We start from the raw sequence: 22,525 nt of genomic DNA, 5'->3' as shown, positions 1-22,525 counted from the left end.
GCAAACTTCTAATAAGAACGCACATATAAGCCCGTCCATCATGCAAAAAAACATCACCTCCCTGGGGTCGCTGAACTGGGACGACCTGAAGTTTTTCCTCGAAGTCGCCCGTACCCGCAAGGCCAGCACCGCGGCCAAACGGCTCGCCGTCGACTACACCACCGTGTCGCGGCGCATCAGTTCGCTGGAAGCGGCATTGGGTACGTTGCTGTTCGAAAAATCGCGCACCAGCGGTTTTGTCCTGACCACTGAAGGCCAGCGTTTGCTGGGCTATGCCGAGTCGATTGAAAGCACGTTGCACATGGCTTGCGAGCAGGTCTCGGGCTCTGGTGTGGCACTTTCCGGGCATGTACGCATGGGCTGCACCGAAGGTTTCGGCAGTTTTTTCATCACCCCGCAGCTGAGCCACTTCGTCGACGCCTACCCGGCGATCTCGGTGGACATCCTGCCGCTGCCGCACTTCATCAGTCTGTCCAAACGCGAAGCCGATATCGTCATTGCGCTGGAGCGCCCGGAACACGGCCCGTACGTGTGCTGCAAACTCTGCGACTACCGCTTGCAGCTGTACGCAACCCAGGACTACCTCGACCAGCACCCACCGATCCGCCGCCCGGCCGATTTGGGCAAGCATCAATTCATCAGTTATGTGGATGACCTGGCGTTCAGCTCGGAGCTGCTTTACCTGGCGAACGTGCTGCCCGGCGCCAGCGCAAACCTGCGCAGCACCAGCGTGATCGCGCAGTTCGTCGCGGCGCAGCAAGGGCGTTCACTGGCGATTCTGCCGTGCTTCCTCGCGGCGCAGGATCCGCGCCTGCTGCCGGTGCTGCCCGAGGAAATCGACATCACCCGGCAGTTCTGGATGTACTGCCGGGAGGATCTCAGGAAATTGAAGCGGATCACCCTGTTGTGGGATTACATCCGTGAGGTGACCGAGCGTAATCAGGGTCTGCTGATGGGGCAGACCCGCGAGATGCGGTTTGCCGATTAATCGGCGCTGACCACAATCGACACCCGGCGATTCTCGGTGCGTCCGGCGGTAGTGTCATTGGACGCCACCGGCTCGCTGCTGCCCAGTCCGCGCAGCTGGATGTTCTCTTGCTTCATGCCGACGGTGGTCAGCACTTTGGCCACGCTTTTGGCCCGACGCAGCGACAGTTGCTGGTTGTAGGTTTCCTTGCCCGAGGCATCGGTATGACCGTCGACCCGCACCCGCTCGATACCGACGCCGAGCAGTGCCTTGCCGATCCGTTCGACGATTTCGGTGCTCTGGTTGTTCAGGCTTTCGATATCGCTGCCAAACAGCACTTTGCCGGACAGGCCAAACTCCCAGCCCTCGTCGGTCGCTTCGAAGCCTTGTTGTTTGAGGACGGCGATCTGCGCCGGGGTCAGGCCTTTCTGCGGTGCGGTCTGGCACCCGGTCAGCGCCAGTACGGCGATCATCAGCAAGGCGGAAAACAGTCGAGCGGGAAATGTGAACACGGAATCAGCTCCTGGTTTGCAGATTGACGACCGGGCTCTCCGACCCGGCAGTGAATTGAGCGCCACGCGACAGGCGCTTGGCCTGATACATCGCCGCGTCGGCGGCGTTGAGCAAGGCACCTGGCGTGGCGCCATGATCGGGGAAAACCGCAATGCCGATACTGAGCGACGTCACCACACTGGTATCCCCCGGCAGCGCGATGGGCATGTCCATGCTGGCGAGAATCTTGTCAGCAATGCGCTCGGCGTCCTCGATCTTGTGCAGCGGCGCGAGCAGTACGGCGAACTCGTCGCCGCCGAGCCGCGCCACCAGATCCTCTTCACGCAGTTGCGCGCGGATCCGATTGGCGACCGCCACCAGCACCGCGTCGCCAGCGGCGTGACCGAAGTTGTCATTGATGCCTTTGAAGCGGTCGCTGTCGAGAAACAGCACCGCCACCCGCTCATTGAGCTTGCCGGCGTTGCGCAAGGCGCGAATCAATCGCCCCTCGAAAAACGCCCGGTTGGGCAAACCGGTGAGGCTGTCGTGGCTGGCCTGATGGGCGAGGGTTTCGTTCTCGCTTTGCAGATGGGTCTGCCAGGATTCGAGTTCATCGAGCAGGGCATTGAAGTCGTTGCCGAGGTTGTCGAGCTCGGCGATCTGCGCCGGCGGTACCCGGCGATCCAGTGCTCGCTCGCTGCGGGCAGCGTGGGCCACCGCCGCGAGGCTGCGAAGCGGGCCGGTAATGCTGCGCAGCTGTCGGCGCGCCAGATACAGCGCGACCCAGGCACTGATTGCGGTGCAGAGAATGATCCCCGCCAGACCGCTGAGCAAGAAGCGCATCAGGCTACCGCCGTGACCGACCAGCAGGATGCGTCCGATTTCACGATCCTGATGCACGATCGGCAGGCTGATCGGCTTTTCCAGAATGGTCCGGGCAGCCTGCATTTCCAGTTGGGAAAACAGACCGTTTTCGGGCCGCTGCCAACGCGCCAGCAACTGCCCCTGTGTGTCGAACACCTGGGCATCCGCCACCTCTTCGGTGGACGCGATCAAGGCCAGCGCTTCGGTGGCGGCGTCCTTATCGTTGAACACCACCGCCGCTTCCACGGTGTAGCTGATCGAACGTGCAATCAGATGCAGGTTGTGATCGGCGTACACCCGCAGCGCGAGAACGCCCAGCAGGGTCAGCGACACGCTGGCCATCGTCACGGCCACCAGCGCGACAATCAAATGGCCGCGGCCGATGACCGAGCCCAGTGTCGGGCGGCTCCTGGAACGAAACAGCTTCATGGTGCCGCCGGTTTGCGGCGCGACAACTGCAGTACGCTCGGGTGGATGCGTACACCGCTGCGGGCGACGGAGTCGAGATTGACCTCGAAGGAAACCTGCTGATCGCCGACCCGCAGGCAGAACAGGCTGCCGACCGTGCACTGATCGCCCCCTTCGCTGATGCTCAGCACCGGATGGCCGATCAATGAGGTGAACAGCCGACTGCGTTCATCTGCGGTGAGTTTGCCGATGTACACCGCATCGCATTCGCTGACGATCGCCGGGTTGTCGGCCAGCAGTCGGCGCACAGCGACCGGACGACCGGTGGCTTGCGTAGTGCCTTTGACCAGGTCATCGGTGTATTCGGTGGGGCCGACGATGCACAGGCGCAATTGTGCGGGTTCCACCGGCCAGCGCGCGTAACTGAGGATGCCCAGCACAACCTGCGTCACCGACTGGGCGCGCTGCTCGGCCATGCCCACCGGCGTCTGTGCCTGCGCCATGGCGGCGCCGGTCAGCAAACAGAGCAGACCGACAAGCAATGCGTGCTTGCAGCGAACCACGCGCTCTGTCGCCCAGACAGCCACCTTCATGCAGGGATTCTCTTGGATCGTACCGAAATGATGCCGCAACGATAGCACAGCGGAGTAACACCAGCGAGACAGCAGCTGCTGACCAGTTGGTCAGTAATCGGCACCGAACATCAGGCTATTTCATTCCCGAACCTCGCCACCTTCCTCCAGTTCCAGCATCAATCCGCTCAGGCGCTTGACCTTGCGCTGCACCGCCTCTTCAAACACGCCAGCCCGGGGTTCGATCAAAGTGAACCAGTGTTTGGCCCGGGTAATACCGGTATAGATCAATTCCTTGGTCAACACCGGATTCAAGGCATCCGGCAGGATCAGCGCGGTGTGGGCGAACTCGGAGCCCTGGGATTTGTGCACCGTCATCGCGTACACCGTTTCCACATCGTTGAGCCGGCTCGGCAGCACGAAACGCACACCGCCCTGCCCGTCGTTACGCGGAAAGGCCACGCGCAGCACCGGTTTGCCGGCGTCCGGGCCTTCGCGCTCGGGCAACTTGAGGGCAATGCCAATATCGCCGTTCATCAGACCCAGACCGTAATCGTTGCGCGTCATCAGCACCGGCCGGCCTTCGTACCATTGCTGGTCATGCTCGATCAGGCGTGCCTTGACCAGCGTTTCGGTGATCCGCAGATTCAACCCTTCAACGCCCCAAGGCCCCTTGCGCACAGCACACAACAACTGGAAGGTGTCGAACGCCTGCAGCACTTCCCGCGCCCAGTTGATCCAGTCCGGATGCTCCAGCGGTCTTTCCGCTGGCGGGCGTTGTTGGCGCAGGATATTCAGATAGTGGCGATAACCCTTTGGACCTTCCCCATGACCGTCGAGCAGCAGCCGCTCGAACGTGTGATCGTGTTCGCCCTTGAGCGGCAGGGAAAACACGTCATCATAGTGACCGGCCGCCAGCAACTGGCGCGCCTCCTCCGGCAACTGCTGATTGACCCGCCGCGCCAGCTGACCGATGCCGCTGCCTTCACCGAAGCGTCGGGAATGGCGCAGCATCACCAGTTGCTGAGCCAAAGGATGCGAGCCGTCGTGGTCCTCGTGCAGGCCACTGTCCTGTAATGACTCACCACTGACCGACTCCAGCCACCGCCGGGTCTGCGGGTTGTACCAGCCTGCCTCGGCATCGCGGCACAGATCGCCGAGCACCGCCCCGGCCTCTACGGAGGCGAGTTGATCCTTGTCACCGAGCAACACCAGACGCGCATGCGCCGGCAACGCATCGAGCAGGTTAGCCATCATTTCCAGGTCGATCATGGAAGCTTCATCGACCACCAGCACGTCCAGCGGCAAGCGGTTGCCGGCATGGTGGCGGAAGTGTCGGGTGCCGGGCCGGCTGCCCAACAAACGATGGACAGTGGTCACGTCGCAGGGGATCTTCTCGCGCACGTCTTCGGTGACTTGCAGCGACTGCACTTGCTGGCTGATGGACTCGGTCAACCTCGCAGCAGCCTTGCCCGTGGGCGCCGCCAGACGAATGCGCAACGGCTGACCGGCTTCCACCGCCGGCGCCTGAAGCAGCGCGAGCAGACGCACCACCGTGGTGGTTTTGCCAGTTCCCGGGCCGCCCGTGATGATGCTGAAGGCTCCCCGAGTGGCAAGCGCGCAGGCGAGTTTCTGCCAGTCGATCACTGCTCCGGGCCTGGCGGGGCCGAACAATTCATCGAGACGCTGGGGCAAGTCATCCGGCGGCGTTTCGCCTTGGGCCAGACGTGTGCGTAACGCCGCATCGATACGCCGCTCATAGGCCCAGTAGCGCCGCAGGTACAGACGCTTGCCGGACAGCACCAACGGTCGCTGATGCGCCGCTTCGCTATTGTCCGCAGCCAGTGCAACCAGAGCGCTGCTCGCCAGCACCTTGCACCAATGGGCGCCATCCAGCGTTTCAAGCAGCTGCGACGGCAGGAGCAAGACATCACTTTGCTCATCGCCTTCAGGAGGTAAAGACAGGGCGAAATCCGGGGCCTTGAGGGTTTCGAACAGGTCGAGGCAGACATGTCCGTGACCCAGTTGATGGCTGGTCAGTGCGGCAGCGAGCAACACCAGTGGATCGGACTGGGGTGCGAGGTCGTACAGAAAACTGATAAAGGCCTTGTCCAGCGAACGAAGCCAGCCTCGCTCGACCCAGCGACCAAGCAAGATCAGCAGATCCGAGGCACTGGTCAGTGGCGCCAGGCTCGACGGGTTGTCGATAGCCGATGACAGATCGGCGAAGGTACGGCTCATAGCAGGACTCCCTGTTCCCATGCGGGTTCGGCCTTGGGTTCCGGCTTACCCTGGAAAAGACGATCCAGGCGCTCGATCAGTTCGCGCGGCGGCCGCGCAAAATACACCCCGCGACTGTCTGCCCGGGTCCCGCGCAGAAACACATACAACGCACCACCGACATGCCGATCGTAATCGTAGTCAGGCAACCGCGCCTTCAGTTGTCGATGCAACGCCAGCAGATACAACACGTATTGCAGGTCATAACGGTTGTCGAGAATCGAGCGCTCCATGGCTTGCTCGGTATAGGCCGCATCGTCGACACCCAGCCAGTTGGATTTGTAGTCGGCCACGTAGTAGCGCCCTTCATGTTCGAAGGTCAGGTCGATGAAGCCTTTGAACATGCCGTTGAGCTGTACTGGCTCGGCGGCTACTCGTGCCACACCGTTGTGGGTGTACTGGCGCACCCACTCATCGAGTTTGAGAACATCGACCTTGTGGCTGGCGAACCAGAACTCCATCTCGACGCGGTACTGTTTCAGTTGCTCGAGAACCACCGGAGGCTGTCCGCCACCTGCTGGCAGCGACGACTTGAGCAAGTGTTGCAGCCAGTCACTCAGGGTGGTGATCCACCCCTCCCAACCACGCAGGTTGCAGCGCCGGCCAATCGCATCCTTGAGCGTTTCAAAAGGAACGGCAAAACCTTCGTCTCCGGCCCATTCGAGCAGACCATGAAGAAAGGTTCCCGGATTCGGACCGCGGGGAAAACGATGAATATCGGCGCCACCGGCCACGATCTCGCGTGGCGCTTCCGGGTCGAGACGCTCATCATCAAACAGCTTTTGCGCTTGTGGACTGTCCGGCGCCTCATCGCTGCCCACGCTCAATACGTCACTGATGCGCAAAGCACTGTAGGAGGCAATCCACCAGTTTTCGCTGGCCTTGCGCTTGGGCACCAATGTAGCGCTGAGGATCGCTTCGTTACGCTCGGGCCGGTAGATCTCCTGAGTGGCTTGAGGCAACTCCCCCAAACTGATGGCCGTGCAGTTCTGCTGCAAATCCTGCAGCCAGCGGCTCAGACCGGTTGACTCATCCAGCCTTGCGCCGCCACCCAGCAGATAGCCAAGCGCCGAAAGATGAAGCACCGAACCGTTGTTATTAGCGCGTTTGAGGTCCGTGACACCCAGCCAGCAGGCATGTTGCGCGCGAGTCAGGGCGACGTAGAGCAGACGCAGGTCCTCGGCCAGACGCTCGTCATCCGCCAGGGCGATCAATTCGGCGGTCGGCTTCAGTGTCACCTGGGCTTTGCCGGAGGCATCGTGGTAATGCAGCGGCAAGCGACTGCCATCCACCGGTTTTGCCGAGCAGATGAACGGCAGGAACACCAGTGGATACTCAAGCCCTTTGGACTTGTGAATGGTCACGACCTTGACCAGTTGCTCGTCACTCTCCAGACGCAATATCTGCTCTTCGCCGGCCTGACCGGACAACGCCAGAAGCTCGGCCAGATGACGAATCAGCGCTTGCTCGCCATCAAGCTCAGCGGCAGCCTGCTGCATCAGTTCCGACAAGTGCAAAAGGTTGGTCAGTACCCGCTCGCCATCACTGCGTGCGATCAGGGTCTGCGGCAGGTGAAAGTCGTGCAGCAGGCGTCGCAACATAGGCAGCACACCTTGCTTGCGCCACAGTTCGCGATAGCCACGAAACTGCATGACCCGGGCTTCCCAGACCAACTCGTCCTGATTCAAACGTTCCAGTTCAGCCAACGGCAGATTGAGGGTGATGCAAGCCAGCGCAGCCTTCAGAGAGCGCTCGACATCCGGCTCCGCGCAGGCCTTGAGCCAGGAGAGCAGGTCATGCGCTTCCTGGGCGGCGAACACCGAGTCCTTGTCCGACAGGTAAACGCTGCGCACGCCACGGGCCGCGAGTTCTGCGCGTACGGCTTGGGCCTCTTTGCCGTCGCGTACCAGAATCGCAATGTCAGAGGGTCGCAAGCCTCTGAAGTCTTCTCCGTCGCGGACAAATCCCGCCGCACCGGCTTGCCCGCCATTGAGCAACGCGGTGATTTCGCTGGCACAGGCCGCCGCCAACTGCTGGCGATAGACCGCGCCTGACAGCGGCTGCTCCGTCGACAGGTGCCAGACATTCAGTGCCGCGACATCGTGCCCGGCAATCTGCAGCCGCTCTTTGCGCCCCTGAGACTCAACAGGCTGGAACGGCACCGGGTTTTCCCCGGTTTTTTCCCGAAACAAAAACGCGCCGCGTCCCTGCTCGCGGGACTCGGCGCGTTCGAATACGTGATTGACCGCGTTGACCATGCCATGGCTGGAGCGGAAGTTGGTGCCCAGCGTATGCAGGCGGCCGGCAGTGGCCTGACGCGCACGCAGGTAGGTGTAGATATCGGCGCCACGGAACGCGTAGATCGCCTGCTTGGGGTCACCGATCAGGAACAGACCGGTATCCGGACTGTTATCCTCGATGCGGTAGATGCTCTCGAAAATCCGGTATTGCACCGGGTCGGTGTCCTGAAACTCATCGATCAGAGCAACCGGAAACTGCTCGCGGATCACCGCAGCAAGGCGCTCGCCGCTGTCGGATTGCAACGCCGCATCGAGGCGCAACAGCATGTCGTCGAACCCCATTTCCGCACGACGACGCTTCTCTTCCTCAAAACGCGCGCCCACCCATCTCGCCGCATGTTGCAATACGGCGGCATCGGGGGTGGGAAGCGCGTCGAGGCTCGACTTGAGCCCCGGCATCGCGTCGAGACCCGGATGACTCGGTGCCTGGCCCTTCCAGGCTTCGGCCATTCCGTCAGGGGTCAATCGGGTGAAACCGGTGCCGATGTCCAGTTGTTCCATAGCCTCGTCTTCGGCCCACGCCTTGAGTTTCTCGAACCAGGGCTCGAAGTAGCGCGCCTGCATCTTGCGTCCGTCGACGGCTTTGCTCGCAACGCCTTCGTGACAGATCACCAGCAGCTCATCGGCCCACTGACGCCACGGCATCTTCAGCTCGAGCAACGCGGCACGCCGTTCTTGCAGACACTCGTCGATCAGCTCTGCGGGGACCTTGCCGTCATCACTGTCGCGCTCACTGCCAAACAGGCCGCGCACTCGTGGCAACAACGCTGCCGGCCCACCCCAGTTAGCGCGAACCCAGTTCAGCGCGTCGCCCTGCATCGGGTAACAGAACAGTCGCCAGTAATCGCGCAGTACTTCACCGAGCAGATCGCTGTGATCGGTTTCCAGGGACTGGGTAAACAGGCTGCCGCTGTCGAACGCGTGTTCGCGCAGCATGCGCTGGCACCAACTGTGGATGGTGGAGACGGCCGCTTCATCCATCCATTGCGCGGCGATGTCCAGGCGATTGGCGCAACCGGGCCATTGTGCCGGGTCAAACTGCTCGCGCAGCTCGGCAATCAAGCCATCCGGCGCCGGGGTTTCTTCACGGAAAAACCGCGCAGCCTCGGCCAGCCGCGTACGGATTCTTTCACGCAGCTCCTTGGTGGCGGCATCGGTGAAGGTCACCACAAGAATCTGCGGGGGCAGCAATTCACGGCCGAAGCCGCTCGATTCGCCGCCGTGGCCAAGGATCAGCCGCAGATAGAGAGCAGAAATGGTAAAGGTCTTGCCGGTACCCGCACTGGCTTCGATGAGTTGACTGCCGTGCAGCGGGAAGGCCAGAGCCAGCGGTGTTTTGGTACTCATGCGCGTGCCCCTTCGCTGGCCAACGAGCGCCATGGCGCTTCCAACAGGGGGCGATACAACGCGTCGCACCAACCGGAGAATGTTTCGTCGGCACTCAATGCGTCAAAGTCAGCGAATTGGCGTGACAGCGCAGGGCTTTCACGGCGCTCACCGTCACTGGTCTGGCCGTCGCCTTCGTAGGCTTTTCTGGCAGCCGCCTCAGCCTTGAGCGGATCAGTCTGCGCAAGCCAGGCGAAGGCCGTCTTGACCGCGATCGGCAGCGGCTGGCGCATGCCGGCCTGCCAGGCGAGCAGCAGATCACCCAGAAAACGAACCGCTCGGTCCTTCTCCGTCGGCTCAAGCAGCAGCGTATCGTCACTCGCCACCAGTGCCGTGGTCAGGATAAGTCCGCTGGCGCAGGCCACCAGGTGATTGACCCACGGCTTGATCAACCGATGCCATTTTCGACTTTTGATCGAGCCGATGCTGTTGGGAATGGTCGTGACCGACAACACGCCACCGTCAGCGCGTTGATGCAAACCGGCGAGCCAGCCTTCAACACGCACGCCCTGCAACTCAAGACTGACCGGGAGCGCGCTGGTCAATGGTGTCGGCCATAACGCCAGAAGGTGTTGGTAACGTTGCAGCAAGTCAGGTAACGGCTCGATCAACTCTCGTTGCAGGCATTCGCCGAAGCCGGCCATGGGCAGCAATCCGCTGTTTTGCAAACGCCGCGCCTGATCTTCGAGTGCCCGATTGATATTGTCCGGCTGCCGGAGTGCGGCTTCGAGCAGGCTGTCGCTCAGTGTGTAGCGTTGCAATGCGTCCAGCACGAACGGTTCTTCGTCAGCCAGGGGCGCCTCGGCGGCCTCGAAGTACACTTTGAGGCGCTGCGTGAAAAAGTGCCGGACCGGGTTACGCAAGAAATCCTGCAGCAGAGCCAGACTCAGCGGCTCCTCCTGAACATGGGGCGCGAGTAGCTCCATCTCATGTTGTGGCGCATGCACCTGGTGCAAGACCTGCCATTCACGGGCATAACTGAATAGTTGATCGCCTTCATGGAAATAGCGCGAACTGAACGGTTGCAGGGGGTGCTCCTCGGTCATGGAGGTCAACAGATCCTGATGCTCATCGAGCGACCGCCAGCCACTGGCGAGGTGATCGCGCAACTGCCCGATCAGCACTGAAGCAGGCCGTTCACTGTTGTCGCGAATGCTGCGTCCGACCCAACTGATGTAGAGCTGATCGCGCGCAGACAGGAGCGCCTCGAGCAACAGATAGCGATCGTCTTCACGCCGGGAACGGTCCCCTGGCCGGTAGTCACTGCCCATGAGGTCGAAGTCCAGCGGGGGTTGCGCCCGGGGATAATCGCCATCGTTCATCCCCAGCAAACAGACAAGCTTGAACGGGATCGCCCGCATGGGCATCAGCGTGCAAAAGTTTACTGCGCCGGCGAGAAAACGCTGGGACAGACGCCCCTGATCCAGCCCCGCGAGCCAGGCTTCACGAACCACCGTCAGCGGCAATTCATCGACCAATCCAACGGATTCACAGGTCTGCAGCCAGGTTTCGCGCAACTCCTCAAGTTGCGTGAGCAGATAATCGTCGTGCTCGTTACTGGCCTTGAAAAACAGCTGCATCAGGATTTGCAGGCGCTGGCCCCACACCTTGGGCTGAGCGACTTGAGTGAGTTCGTGATGGGCCAGTTCCAATGCATCGAGCAGGGCAACCAATGGACCGATCAACGCAGCATCCAGACCACCGATTTCATCGTAGGGTTCGATACCGGCACAGGCGCTGGAGCTGCCAACTGCGTACCCCAACAACATCCGCCGCAAACCGAAATGCCAGCTGTTCTGTTCAAGCTCATCCGGCAAGCCCAGGCCGGCACGTTGCCCGGCGTTCATTCCCCAGCGCACGCCTGCTCCTTCGATCCAGCGATGCAGAGTAGGCAAATCACGCTCTTGTACGCCAAATCGGGCGCGCAACGCAGGGACGTCGAGCAGATCGAGGATCTCGCTCACCGGGAAACGACTATCGGGCAGCTTCAGCAGGTGCTCGACAGCAATCAGCAACGGATCGCGGCCCCGCTGGCCCTGGTCGGCCAAGGTAAATGGAATGAAGCGTGGATCATGTCGATCCAGTTGTCCGAACACCGCCCGGATATGCGGCGCATAGCTGTCGATGTCCGGCACCATCACAATTACATCTCGTGGGCGCAGATCTGGATTGGCGCTGAAGCGTGCGAGTAACTGATCGTGAAGGATTTCCACTTCGCGCTGGGCACTGTGGGCTATGTGGAAGCGGATCGACCCATCCTGCGTCAAGTCAACGGCAGGCCAGCGCTCACGCGTTTCATTGAGTGGCCGCAACTCGAGGATGTCGTCCTGAAGTTGGTTGAGCATGTTATGTGGCTGATTTTCGCTGAACAGATCAATGCGCCCGTCACGAAACGCCGCGCGATAGCTGTTGGGGTCATCGTAACTGTCGAGCAGGTTGATATAGTCGCGGCCTTGCTTGCCCCAGGCGGCGAGCAGCGGATGAGCATGTTGGTGCAACGTTTCGGGATCGAGTACGACCGGCATGCCGTTCTTGCGGCTCTGACGCTTGTATTGATGACGCAGCAGATCCTTGTCGGCGACGATATCGGCCCAGTGGTGTCGGCAAGGGTTGTGTACACACAACAGCACCTGACTGAAACGTGCGAGTCCGGCCAACGCTTCAAGCACCTGGGCGGGCAACGAGGATATACCGAACACGATCACCCGCGAGGGTAGTCCTGCTGGTGCATGTTCGAGGGAATTTATGCACTCGATAAATCGTTGATGAACACCGGCGCGGCTCTGGGCCATGCCTTGCTCACCGACATCTTCCAAAAGAGCACGCCACAGTTCAGCCTGCCAGCAACTGACTGGAGGCAGTGGCTTTATCTCGCCTCGAACATTACGTAACTGATGCCGGCCCTCGGCCCAATCTTCGAGCCAGTCGGCCCGATACACCTGATATTGGTCAAACAGGTCTGCCAGGCGCTCGGACAACTGGTAGCGCTTGCGCAAGTCGGTGTCATGGGTGAGGAAGCGTTGTAGCGGTTCGAAATGGGGGCGATCAATCACTTGCGGCAACAGGCGCATCAGCCGCCAGGTCAGGGGAGCTTTGTCGAGCAGGGATGTGGCGGGGATTTCGTCTCGGCCCAACACCATACGGTAGAGCTGCCACATGAAACTGCCTGGAAGCTGCACATCGATGGCAGCGGCTATTCCGCAACCACCGAGATCGTCCTCTTCAGGATCTTCTGCCAATGCCAGCTTGAGCCATTGGGCGATACCGTTGCTTTGGACCAGAGCGATTTCGTTCTCCAAGGGAGCCAATGGGTAGCGCCGCATGATGCTGACCACCAGGCTGCGCAGCTCGTCCAGGCTATTGCTCTGAACCACCATGAATGCAGCGTTGAGGGACGAGGCGTCCGGCATAAAAGCTTCCTTGGAAAAGTACAAAAGCCAAGGCAGAACCTTAGCACTGTCGGCAGGCTGTGACAGCCGGAAGGGCCTACCGCATGCTGTAGGAACTTTCCTGCGGGCAAAACAAAACCCCAACTGCTTTCGCAATTGGGGTTTCGGAATTTAATCTTGACGATGACCTACTCTCACATGGGGAAACCCCACACTACCATCGGCGATGCATCGTTTCACTTCTGAGTTCGGGATGGGATCAGGTGGTTCCAACGCTCTATGGTCGTCAAGAAATTCGGGTACTGACTCGTGACCGGTTGGCCTCGCTTCAGCAAATCGGGTATGTGATACAGGTGTTTGTGAGCATCGCGAACTTTCGGTTCATTGCGTCTTCACACACCGCAATCTGGTCTCTTTCGAGCATGCAGATTGCTTGGGTGTTATATGGTCAAGCCTCACGGGCAATTAGTATTGGTTAGCTCAACGCCTCACAGCGCTTACACACCCAACCTATCAACGTCGTAGTCTTCGACGGCCCTTCAGGGAACTCAAGGTTCCAGTGAGATCTCATCTTGAGGCAAGTTTCCCGCTTAGATGCTTTCAGCGGTTATCTTTCCCGAACATAGCTACCCGGCAATGCCACTGGCGTGACAACCGGAACACCAGAGGTTCGTCCACTCCGGTCCTCTCGTACTAGGAGCAGCCCCTCTCAAATCTCAAACGTCCACGGCAGATAGGGACCGAACTGTCTCACGACGTTCTAAACCCAGCTCGCGTACCACTTTAAATGGCGAACAGCCATACCCTTGGGACCGGCTTCAGCCCCAGGATGTGATGAGCCGACATCGAGGTGCCAAACACCGCCGTCGATATGAACTCTTGGGCGGTATCAGCCTGTTATCCCCAGTACCTTTTATCCGTTGAGCGATGGCCCTTCCATACAGAACCACCGGATCACTAAGACCTACTTTCGTACCTGCTCGACGTGTCTGTCTCGCAGTCAAGCGCGCTTTTGCCTTTATACTCTACGACCGATTTCCGACCGGTCTGAGCGCACCTTCGTACTCCTCCGTTACTCTTTAGGAGGAGACCGCCCCAGTCAAACTACCCACCATACACTGTCCTCGATCCGGATAACGGACCTGAGTTAGAACCTCAAAGTTGCCAGGGTGGTATTTCAAGGATGGCTCCACGCGAACTGGCGTCCACGCTTCAAAGCCTCCCACCTATCCTACACAAGCAAATTCAAAGTCCAGTGCAAAGCTATAGTAAAGGTTCACGGGGTCTTTCCGTCTAGCCGCGGATACACTGCATCTTCACAGCGATTTCAATTTCACTGAGTCTCGGGTGGAGACAGCGCCGCCATCGTTACGCCATTCGTGCAGGTCGGAACTTACCCGACAAGGAATTTCGCTACCTTAGGACCGTTATAGTTACGGCCGCCGTTTACCGGGGCTTCGATCAAGAGCTTCGCGTTAGCTAACCCCATCAATTAACCTTCCGGCACCGGGCAGGCGTCACACCCTATACGTCCACTTTCGTGTTTGCAGAGTGCTGTGTTTTTAATAAACAGTCGCAGCGGCCTGGTATCTTCGACCGGCATGAGCTTACGGAGCAAGTCCTTCACCCTCACCGGCGCACCTTCTCCCGAAGTTACGGTGCCATTTTGCCTAGTTCCTTCACCCGAGTTCTCTCAAGCGCCTTGGTATTCTCTACCCAACCACCTGTGTCGGTTTGGGGTACGGTTCCTGGTTATCTGAAGCTTAGAAGCTTTTCTTGGAAGCATGGCATCAACCACTTCGTCACCTAAAAGGTAACTCGTCATCAGCTCTCGGCCTTAAGATCCCGGATTTACCTAAGATCTCAGCCTACCACCTTAAACTTGGAACCAACGCCAAGCTGGCCTAGCCTTCTCCGTCCCTCCATCGCAATAACCAGAAGTACAGGAATTTAACCTGTTTTCCATCGACTACGCTTTTCAGCCTCGCCTTAGGGACCGACTAACCCTGCGTCGATTAACGTTGCGCAGGAAACCTTGGTCTTTCGGCGTGGGTGTTTTTCACACCCATTGTCGTTACTCATGTCAGCATTCGCACTTCTGATACCTCCAGCAAGCTTCTCAACTCACCTTCACAGCTTACAGAACGCTCCTCTACCGCATCACTTGCGTGATACCCGTAGCTTCGGTGTATGGTTTGAGCCCCGTTACATCTTCCGCGCAGGCCGACTCGACTAGTGAGCTATTACGCTTTCTTTAAAGGGTGGCTGCTTCTAAGCCAACCTCCTAGCTGTCTAAGCCTTCCCACATCGTTTCCCACTTAACCATAACTTTGGGACCTTAGCTGACGGTCTGGGTTGTTTCCCTTTTCACGACGGACGTTAGCACCCGCCGTGTGTCTCCCATGCTCGGCACTTGTAGGTATTCGGAGTTTGCATCGGTTTGGTAAGTCGGGATGACCCCCTAGCCGAAACAGTGCTCTACCCCCTACAGTGATACATGAGGCGCTACCTAAATAGCTTTCGAGGAGAACCACTATCTCCGAGCTTGATTAGCCTTTCACTCCGATCCACAGGTCATCCGCTAACTTTTCAACGGTAGTCGGTTCGGTCCTCCAGTCAGTGTTACCTAACCTTCAACCTGCCCATGGATAGATCGCCCGGTTTCGGGTCTATTCCCAGCGACTAGACGCCCTATTAAGACTCGCTTTCGCTACGCCTCCCCTATTCGGTTAAGCTCGCCACTGAAAATAAGTCGCTGACCCATTATACAAAGGTACGCAGTCACCCAACAAAGTGGGCTCCCACTGCTTGTACGCATACGGTTTCAGGATCTATTTCACTCCCCTCTCCGGGTTCTTTTCGCCTTTCCCTCACGGTACTAGTTCACTATCGGTCAGTCAGTAGTATTTAGCCTTGGAGGATGGTCCCCCCATATTCAGACAAAGTTTCTCGTGCTCCGTCCTACTCGATTTCATGACTAAGATTTTCGCGTACAGGGCTATCACCCACTATGGCCGCACTTTCCAGAGCGTTCCGCTAATCTCAAAGCCACTTAAGGGCTAGTCCCCGTTCGCTCGCCACTACTAAGGGAATCTCGGTTGATTTCTTTTCCTCAGGGTACTTAGATGTTTCAGTTCCCCTGGTTCGCCTCTTGCACCTATGTATTCAGTACAAGATAACCATCTTATGATGGCTGGGTTCCCCCATTCAGACATCTCCGGATCAAAGTCTGTTTGCCGACTCCCCGAAGCTTTTCGCAGGCTACCACGTCTTTCATCGCCTCTGACTGCCAAGGCATCCACCGTATGCGCTTCTTCACTTGACCATATAACCCCAAGCAATCTGGTTATACTGTGAAGACGACATTCGCCGAAAATTCGCAAAACTCTTAAGAGCCACTCACAAATTTTACCTTAGCCTGATCCGTTACCAGTGAAAGTAACGTTCAGTCTATCTTTCTATCACATACCCAAATTTTTAAAGAACGATTCTGAAAAAGATCAGAGCTAATTATTCGATTCGAATATTTAGCTCTGCACTTTTACAAACGCATGAATCAAGCAATTCGTGTGGGAACTTATGGAGCAGCTGATGTCGTCGATTAAGGAGGTGATCCAGCCGCAGGTTCCCCTACGGCTACCTTGTTACGACTTCACCCCAGTCATGAATCACACCGTGGTAACCGTCCTCCCGAAGGTTAGACTAGCTACTTCTGGTGCAACCCACTCCCATGGTGTGACGGGCGGTGTGTACAAGGCCCGGGAACGTATTCACCGCGACATTCTGATTCGCGATTACTAGCGATTCCGACTTCACGCAGTCGAGTTGCAGACTGCGATCCGGACTACGATCGGTTTTGTGGGATTAGCTCCACCTCGCGGCTTGGCAACCCTCTGTACCGACCATTGTAGCACGTGTGTAGCCCAGGCCGTAAGGGCCATGATGACTTGACGTCATCCCCACCTTCCTCCGGTTTGTCACCGGCAGTCTCCTTAGAGTGCCCACCATTACGTGCTGGTAACTAAGGACAAGGGTTGCGCTCGTTACGGGACTTAACCCAACATCTCACGACACGAGCTGACGACAGCCATGCAGCACCTGTCTCAATGTTCCCGAAGGCACCAATCCATCTCTGGAAAGTTCATTGGATGTCAAGGCCTGGTAAGGTTCTTCGCGTTGCTTCGAATTAAACCACATGCTCCACCGCTTGTGCGGGCCCCCGTCAATTCATTTGAGTTTTAACCTTGCGGCCGTACTCCCCAGGCGGTCAACTTAATGCGTTAGCTGCGCCACTAAGAGCTCAAGGCTCCCAACGGCTAGTTGACATCGTTTACGGCGTGGACTACCAGGGTATCTAATCCTGTTTGCTCCCCACGCTTTCGCACCTCAGTGTCAGTATCAGTCCAGGTGGTCGCCTTCGCCACTGGTGTTCCTTCCTATATCTACGCATTTCACCGCTACACAGGAAATTCCACCACCCTCTACCATACTCTAGCTTGCCAGTTTTGGATGCAGTTCCCAGGTTGAGCCCGGGGATTTCACATCCAACTTAACAAACCACCTACGCGCGCTTTACGCCCAGTAATTCCGATTAACGCTTGCACCCTCTGTATTACCGCGGCTGCTGGCACAGAGTTAGCCGGTGCTTATTCTGTCGGTAACGTCAAAATTGCAGAGTATTAATCTACAACCCTTCCTCCCAACTTAAAGTGCTTTACAATCCGAAGACCTTCTTCACACACGCGGCATGGCTGGATCAGGCTTTCGCCCATTGTCCAATATTCCCCACTGCTGCCTCCCGTAGGAGTCTGGACCGTGTCTCAGTTCCAGTGTGACTGATCATCCTCTCAGACCAGTTACGGATCGTCGCCTTGGTGAGCCATTACCTCACCAACTAGCTAATCCGACCTAGGCTCATCTGATAGCGCAAGGCCCGAAGGTCCCCTGCTTTCTCCCGTAGGACGTATGCGGTATTAGCGTTCCTTTCGAAACGTTGTCCCCCACTACCAGGCAGATTCCTAGGCATTACTCACCCGTCCGCCGCTGAATCCAGGAGCAAGCTCCTTTCATCCGCTCGACTTGCATGTGTTAGGCCTGCCGCCAGCGTTCAATCTGAGCCATGATCAAACTCTTCAGTTCAAACATCTTTGGGTTTTTAAGAAACCCTAAACTTGGCTCAGCAATCGTTGGTTACATCTTTGATTTCTCGCGGAGTAACTTGTGATGCTGATAATCTTGTTGACTATCAGTCTGACTCCACAAGCACCCACACGAATTGCTTGATTCAGTTGTTAAAAGAGCGATTGATTAAGACCTTTCGTCTCAACCGAGGCGCGCATTCTACAGCAGCCTCATTTGCTGTCAAGTGATTATTTTCAGAAGTTTTCGAAGATTTCTTCAACAACTTCAACCACTTGCGCTTCCGATCTCTCGTTAGCGGGAGGCGAATTCTACAGCGTTACACGCTGCTGTCAACACCTCTTTTTCTCCGCTTTCGACCGAGAAGATCGAACCGTCAAAAGAGCCAAACATCACCGCTCTTTCAACTCCTTCCAGGCTTCGATGAACTGAAGCAAGTCGCTGTCGAAAACTGCGTAACTCATTGAATCTCAAGGAGTTTTCCGTTTCGACTGCGCCGGAAGTGGGGCGAATTATAGACCTCCAGAATCTGCCGTCAACCGCTTTTTTCACATTTCTGTCATATCGGTCAAAAAAACCCGAAAACACGAAGGCCGACCTCTAGAGGTCGGCCTTTGTCATGCCCTGCTACTTACAAGCTAGGGAAAGCGAACTGCGAAGCCTCATGGCTCGCACGCTGCGGCCAGCGCTGGGTGATGGCCTTGCGACGGGTATAGAAGCGCACACCATCCGGGCCATAGGCATGCAGGTCGCCGAACAGCGAGCGCTTCCAGCCGCCGAAGCTGTGGTAAGCCACCGGAACCGGCAGCGGTACGTTGACGCCGACCATGCCGACTTCGATCTCGTCGCAGAACAGACGCGCCGCTTCACCGTCACGGGTAAAGATGCAGGTGCCGTTACCGTATTCGTGATCGTTGATCAGCTTCATCGCCTCTTCCAGGCTGTTGACGCGAACCACGCACAACACCGGCCCGAAGATCTCTTCCTTATAGATGCGCATTTCAGGGGTAACGTTGTCGAACAGGCAGCCGCCGAGGAAGAAGCCCTCTTCGTTACCTGGAATGCTCAAGCCGCGACCATCGACCACCAAGGTCGCGCCCGCTGCCACACCGTCATCAACATAACCACTGACCTTGTCCCGCGCCTGACCGGTCACCAGTGGCCCCATGTCCAGACCACACGAAGTGCCGGCACCGATTTTCAGCGCCTTGATCTGTGGAACCAGTTTCGCCACCAGCGCATCCGCTACCTGATCGCCGACACATACTGCGACCGAAATCGCCATGCAGCGCTCACCGCAAGAACCATAGGCCGCGCCCATCAGCGCGCTGACCGCGTTGTCCAGATCCGCATCCGGCATCAGCACCGCATGGTTCTTCGCGCCGCCCAGTGCCTGAACGCGTTTGCCGCGCTTGGTACCTTCGGCATAGATGTATTCGGCAATCGGCGTCGAACCAACAAAGCTCAGCGCTTTGACTTCCGGCGCTTCAATCAGCGCGTCCACTGCAGTCTTGTCGCCATGCACCACGCTCAGCACGCCTTTCGGCAAACCGGCTTCCAGCAGCAGTTGGGCGATCAGCAGCGTCGAGCTTGGGTCACGCTCGGACGGTTTGAGGATAAAGCAGTTGCCGCAGACGATCGCCAGTGGGTACATCCACAGTGGGACCATCGCCGGGAAGTTGAATGGCGTGATGCCGGCAACCACGCCCAGTGGCTGGAAGTCCGACCAGGCGTCAATGTTAGGGCCGACGTTGCGGCTGTATTCGCCCTTGAGGATTTCCGGGGCGGCGCAGGCGAACTCGACGTTCTCGATACCGCGCTTCAGTTCACCGGCGGCGTCTTCGAGGGTCTTGCCGTGTTCTTCGCTGATCAATTGCGAGATACGCGCTTCGTTCTGCTCCAGCAGTTGCTTGAAGCGGAACATCACCTGGGCACGTTTCGCCGGCGGGGTGTTGCGCCATGCCGGGAATGCAGCCTTGGCGGCGTCGATCGCGTGTTGAATGGTTTCGCGGGTGGCCAGCGGCAGCTTGTGGATCGCCTGACCGGTGGACGGGTTGAACACATCAACCGCGCGACCGTTCTCGGTCACCAGTTCGCCATTGATCAAATGCGGGATAACGCTCATCGAAAACTCCTGAATTCTTGTGTACAGACGCCCGCATGGGGCGCCTGTTATTCGCAGGTATATATAGAGGGAAAAATCAGTCGAGCTTGTTCAGCACTTCGCCAACCGCGTCGAACAGACGATCGAGGTCTTGCGGCTTGCTGTTGAAAGTTGGGCCGAACTGCAGGGTGTCGCCGCCGAAGCGTACGTAGAACCCGGCTCTCCACAGGGCCATGCCGGCTTCGAATGGACGCACGATGGCGTCGCCGTCACGGGCCGCGATCTGGATCGCACCGGCCAGGCCGTAGTTACGGATGTCGATGACGTTCTTCGAACCTTTCAGACCGTGCAGGGCATTTTCGAAATGCGGTGCAACCTCGGCCACGCTCTGCTCCAGGTTTTCCTTTTGCAGCAGGTCGAGTGCCGCCAGGCCAGCGGCGCACGCCACCGGGTGGGCCGAGTAGGTGTAGCCGTGGGGGAATTCCACCGCGTATTCCGGAGTCGGCTGATTCATGAAGGTCTGGTAGATCTCGGAGCTGGCAATCACCGCGCCCATCGGAATCGCGCCGTTGGTCACTTGCTTGGCGATGCACATCAGATCCGGGGTCACGCCAAAGCTTTCGGCGCCGAACATCGAACCGGTGCGGCCGAAGCCGGTAATCACTTCGTCGAATACCAGCAGGATGTTGTGCTGATCACAGATCTCGCGCAGACGCTTCAGGTAACCCTGAGGCGGAACCAGCACACCAGCGGAACCGGCCATCGGCTCAACGAAGACCGCCGCGATGTTCGACGCGTCGTGCAGTTCGATCAACTTCAGCAGCTCATCGGCCAGAGCGATACCGCCCTGCTCCGGCATGCCACGGGAGAATGCGTTGCTGGTCAGCAGCGTGTGCGGCAGGTGATCGACATCCATCATCGCCTGACCGAACAGCTTGCGGTTGCCGTTGACGCCGCCGAGGCTGGTGCCGGCGATGTTCACACCGTGATAACCACGGGCACGGCCGATCATTTTGGTCTTGGTTGACTGACCTTTCAGACGCCAGTAGGCACGAACCATCTTCACCGCAGTGTCGGCGCACTCGGAACCGGAGTCGGTGAAGAACACGTGGTTCAGGTTGCCCGGAGTCAGCTCAGTGATCTTTTCCGCCAACTGGAACGACAGCGGATGGCCGTACTGGAAGCCTGGCGAGTAATCGAGGGTGCCCAGTTGTTTGGATACCGCTTCCTGGATTTCCTTGCGGGTGTGCCCGGCGCCGCAGGTCCACAGACCGGACAGCGAATCGTAGATCTTGCGGCCCTTGTCATCGAACAGCCAGCTGCCTTCGGCACCCACAATCAGACGCGGATCGCGCTGGAAGTTGCGGTTGGCGGTGTACGGCATCCAGTGCGCGTCCAGCTTCAGTTGGCTGGCCAGTGGCGACGGCGCGTTTTCAGGCATGTTCATCGGGCAAAACCTCGCAGGGCATAAGCATCAGGGAGATAAAAAGCGTTGTTGCAGCTAAATTGCCACGCGGATAAAGTCGGTGAAATCCAACTTTTCTAACCTTCAGTTAGAACACTGCTAAACAATGAGAACAACAGCATGAGCAGTCGTCGCCCCGATCCGCTGGCCCAGGTCAGTGATTTTGATATTCGCCTGCTGCGGATTTTCCGCAGCGTGGTGGAGTGCGGCGGCTTCTCGGCGGCGGAAACCGTGCTCGGCATCGGGCGCTCGGCGATCAGCCAGCAGATGAGCGATCTCGAACAGCGCCTCGGCCTGCGTTTGTGCCAGCGTGGCCGCGCCGGGTTCTCGCTGACCGAAGAGGGCCGCGAGGTTTATCAGTCAGCGCTGCAACTGTTAAGTGCGCTGGAAAGTTTCCGCACCGAGGTCAATGGCCTGCACCAGCACCTGCGTGGCGAACTGATCATTGGCCTGACCGACAACCTCGTCACCCTGCCCCACATGCGCATCACCCATGCCCTCGCACAGTTGAAGGAACGCGGGCCGGACGTGCAGATCCAGATTCGCATGATCGCTCCCAACGAGGTCGAACAAGGCGTGCTCGACGGTCGCCTGCATGTCGGCGTGGTGCCGCAGGCCAGCGCACTGTCGGGGCTGGAATATCAGCCGTTGTACAGCGAACGCTCACTGCTTTATTGCGCGGTGGGTCATCCGCTGTTTTATGTGGATGACAAGCAGCTGGATGACGAGCGCCTTAATAGCCAGGATGCGATTGCCCCGACCTTTCGTTTGCCGGCGGAGATTCAGGCGCATTACCAGGCGCTCAATTGCACCGCCAGTGCGTCCGACCGTGAGGGCATGGCGTTTCTGATTTTGACCGGGCGTTATATCGGTTATCTGCCGGATCATTACGCCAGCCTGTGGGTGCAGCAAGGTCGCTTGCGTGCGCTGAAATCGACGACACGTTTTTATGATTTGAGTCTGGCATCGGTCACGCGCAAGGGGCGGCGCCCTCATTTGGTGCTGGAAAGTTTTCTGGAGAGTCTGGCGGCGACGCGTTGAAAAATCCTGCAAGGCCCGACAGATCAGGTTTTCAACCACAAAATCACTGAATAACCTGAGCAAGTGGACAGCTTTTTGCAAAGCAGGATCAACCCCGATCCTTCAACAAGAAGCCTTA

The 22,525-nt window shown here is 58.3% G+C and carries 10 protein-coding genes and 3 rRNA genes; 2 read left to right on the top strand and 11 right to left on the bottom strand.

The features are described from left to right. Positions 1–40 precede the first annotated feature (40 nt). Entirely contained in the window at positions 41–988 is a 948-nt protein-coding gene (locus E3Z29_RS06200; RefSeq protein WP_007962101.1) for a LysR family transcriptional regulator, read from the top strand. Here the strand turns inward: E3Z29_RS06200 and E3Z29_RS06195 are convergent. The 11 genes from E3Z29_RS06195 to E3Z29_RS06145 form a co-directional block, all read right to left on the bottom strand. After that, positions 985–1,440, bottom strand: a complete 456-nt coding sequence (locus tag E3Z29_RS06195; RefSeq protein WP_177416206.1) for an OmpA family protein — start codon at positions 1,438–1,440, stop codon at positions 985–987. The two genes, E3Z29_RS06200 and E3Z29_RS06195, sit on opposite strands and share 4 nt — an antisense overlap. 43 nt (positions 1,441–1,483) lie before the next feature. Further along, positions 1,484–2,752 (bottom strand): diguanylate cyclase domain-containing protein, encoded by a 1,269-nt coding sequence (locus tag E3Z29_RS06190; protein ID WP_097090438.1) that lies wholly within the window; start codon positions 2,750–2,752, stop codon positions 1,484–1,486. After that, positions 2,749–3,324, bottom strand: coding sequence for a YfiR family protein (locus E3Z29_RS06185; protein WP_027614152.1), 576 nt, complete (start codon positions 3,322–3,324; stop codon positions 2,749–2,751). The genes E3Z29_RS06190 and E3Z29_RS06185 overlap by 4 nt, the downstream gene beginning before the upstream one ends. A 120-nt stretch (positions 3,325–3,444) precedes the next feature. Beyond that, positions 3,445–5,544 (bottom strand): exodeoxyribonuclease V subunit alpha, encoded by a 2,100-nt coding sequence (recD, locus tag E3Z29_RS06180; protein WP_134785384.1) that lies wholly within the window; start codon positions 5,542–5,544, stop codon positions 3,445–3,447. Beyond that, the gene (gene recB, locus E3Z29_RS06175) at positions 5,541–9,230 is read right to left on the bottom strand and encodes an exodeoxyribonuclease V subunit beta (protein ID WP_134785383.1); all 3,690 of its coding nucleotides are present in this window, start codon (positions 9,228–9,230) and stop codon (positions 5,541–5,543) included. Before recB ends, recD begins: the two co-directional genes overlap by 4 nt. Continuing rightward, positions 9,227–12,679: an exodeoxyribonuclease V subunit gamma gene (gene recC, locus E3Z29_RS06170; RefSeq protein WP_134785382.1), complete on the bottom strand. Its 3,453-nt coding sequence runs from the start codon at positions 12,677–12,679 to the stop codon at positions 9,227–9,229. The genes recB and recC overlap by 4 nt, the downstream gene beginning before the upstream one ends. A gap of 154 nt (positions 12,680–12,833) precedes the next feature. After that, positions 12,834–12,949, bottom strand: a 5S ribosomal RNA gene (gene rrf / locus E3Z29_RS06165). A gap of 153 nt (positions 12,950–13,102) precedes the next feature. Next, positions 13,103–15,983, bottom strand: a 23S ribosomal RNA gene (locus E3Z29_RS06160). Between the two features lie 277 nt (positions 15,984–16,260). After that, positions 16,261–17,797 (bottom strand): 16S ribosomal RNA (locus tag E3Z29_RS06155). Together the 16S, 23S and 5S rRNA genes form the textbook arrangement of a ribosomal RNA operon. A gap of 631 nt (positions 17,798–18,428) precedes the next feature. Then, a complete protein-coding gene (locus tag E3Z29_RS06150; protein WP_041067919.1) occupies positions 18,429–19,922 on the bottom strand; it encodes a CoA-acylating methylmalonate-semialdehyde dehydrogenase in 1,494 nt (497 codons plus the stop codon). Between the two features lie 76 nt (positions 19,923–19,998). Beyond that, positions 19,999–21,348 (bottom strand): aspartate aminotransferase family protein, encoded by a 1,350-nt coding sequence (locus tag E3Z29_RS06145; protein WP_134785381.1) that lies wholly within the window; start codon positions 21,346–21,348, stop codon positions 19,999–20,001. A gap of 138 nt (positions 21,349–21,486) precedes the next feature. Here E3Z29_RS06145 and E3Z29_RS06140 point away from each other — a divergent pair, with 138 nt between their 5' ends. Then, entirely contained in the window at positions 21,487–22,407 is a 921-nt protein-coding gene (locus E3Z29_RS06140) for a LysR family transcriptional regulator (protein WP_007968115.1), read from the top strand. Positions 22,408–22,525 lie beyond the last annotated feature (118 nt).

Origin of the sequence: Pseudomonas sp. S150 (assembly GCF_004526365.1) — a bacterium.
GTDB classification, from domain to species: Bacteria; Pseudomonadota; Gammaproteobacteria; order Pseudomonadales; family Pseudomonadaceae; genus Aquipseudomonas; species Aquipseudomonas putida_A.
The sequence above is the reverse complement of the archived record's forward strand: the minus strand, read 5'-3'. Positions and strand labels throughout refer to the sequence as shown.